This is a genomic window from Streptomyces sp. NPDC006476 (assembly GCF_040612015.1).
Classification (GTDB): domain Bacteria; phylum Actinomycetota; class Actinomycetes; order Streptomycetales; family Streptomycetaceae; genus Streptomyces; species Streptomyces griseorubiginosus_B.
The window spans coordinates 1-1,698 of record NZ_JBEXPK010000281.1; the positions used below are offsets into that span (position 1 = coordinate 1).

Annotated in this window: 1 protein-coding gene and 1 pseudogene; both read left to right on the forward strand. The window is 73.8% G+C overall.

The genetic code is table 11. The features are described 5' to 3' along the window. Positions 1–215: 215 nt before the first annotated feature. A complete protein-coding gene (locus tag ABZZ74_RS54015) occupies positions 216–1,514 on the forward strand; it encodes a 3-oxoacyl-ACP reductase (RefSeq protein WP_356951426.1) in 1,299 nt (432 codons plus the stop codon). Next, a pseudogene (locus ABZZ74_RS54020) lies at positions 1,514–1,698 on the forward strand (hypothetical protein); the annotation flags it as partial. The gene ABZZ74_RS54015 and the pseudogene ABZZ74_RS54020, both read left to right, overlap by 1 nt.

The window sequence follows — 1,698 nt, forward strand, 5'->3', positions numbered from 1 at the left end:
GGGGAGGAGATCGTACGGTGCCTGCGTGATGGTCCGGTGAGGGTACGGAGGTGGTCCGGCGGTGGGCGTGCGTCAGGGATGTGCAAGGTCGTCGCTTTTCATGCCGAAAGGACGTTACCGGGCGGTATGTTGAACGTTTTTCACCTCCCCACCTGCTATTACCTCGGGTAACCTGACTCTGGAGTAAGCAAGTCGCCGCCTGGGGAGATCTGGACATGGCCGACCGCTATCTGCGCTTCGCCGGCACCGCGCCCGGCCGCTTCCTGACCCGCCGGCTCGGGTTGCCGCAACCGGCGCCGCTGCACCGCTGGTCGCCCGGACGCCCCGCGCTCACCGGCGGGCTGCTGGCCCTCACCGCCGGCAAGTCGGACCTCGACCTCTCCCCCGTCCTCGCCCGCACGGGACTGACCGAGAGCGCCGACGCACCGGCCGCGGTCGTCCTGGACGCGACCGGGGTGCGGGACGTCGAGACGCTCGCCGAGGTGCACGCGGCGCTGCACCCGGTCGTGCGGTCGGTCGCGAGCAGCGGCCGGATCGTCGTCCTGGGCGCGCCGCTCGACCCCACGGACCATCACCAGGCCGCCGCGCAGCAGGCGTTGGAGGGCTTCGTCCGCTCCCTCGGCAAGGAGATCGGGCGCGGACGGACGGTGAACCTGGTCCGCCTGACAGACGCCGCCGCGGCGGAGTCGACCCTGCGCTTCCTGCTCTCACCCAGGTCGGCGTATGTGAGCGGGCAGGTGATCGTCGTGGGTGCGGAGGCGGGGGCCACCGTCGACTGGGAGCTGCCCCTCGTCGGACGCACCGCCCTCGTCACCGGAGCCGCGCGCGGTATCGGTGCGGCGGTCGCGGAGGTGCTGGCCAGGGACGGGGCACGGGTCGTCGTACTCGATGTGCCGCAGGCCGAAGAGGATGCCCGGCGGGTGGCCGAGCGGCTCGGTGGGCGGGCGCTCGCGCTCGACATCACCGCGCCCGACGCGGGGGCACGGATCGCCGACGCCCTGCCCGACGGGCTGGACGTGCTCGTGCACAACGCCGGGATCACCCGGGACCGGCGGCTGGTCAACATGCCCGCCGAGCGGTGGAGTTCGGTGCTCGACGTGAACCTCGCGAGCGTGCTGCGCACGACGGACGCGCTGCTCGACGCCGGGGCGCTGCGGCGCGGCGGCCGGATCGTCGCCACCGCCTCGATCGCCGGGCTCGCGGGCAACGCGGGGCAGACGAACTACGGCGCGAGCAAGGCGGGCGTCGTCGGACTGGTCCGCTCGCTCGCGCCCCGCGCCCTCGCCGAGCACGGGGTGACCGTGAACGCGGTGGCGCCCGGGTTCATCGAGACGACGATGACGGCCGCGATCCCCCTGTTCATCCGGGAGGCGGGGCGGCGGATGAACTCCCTGGCGCAGGGCGGGCTTCCGGCCGACGTCGCCGAGACCACCGCCTGGCTCGCGCATCCGGCGTCCGGCGCCGTCAACGGCCAGATCGTCCGCGTATGCGGCCAGAGCCTGCTGGGGGCGTGATGTCCCTCGTCCTCACCGGCTCCCCTTCCCTCCCGCCCCTGCTCGCCCGGGGCGCCCTCCTGTCCCCCTTCAAACGGCCGAGCCCCGACGCGGAGTTCCCGCGCACCCGCCTCGTCCTGCCCGGCCTGCGCGTCGACCTCGCGCGGCTGGCCGCGTACGAGCGGGTCTGCGGCTTCGCCACCGG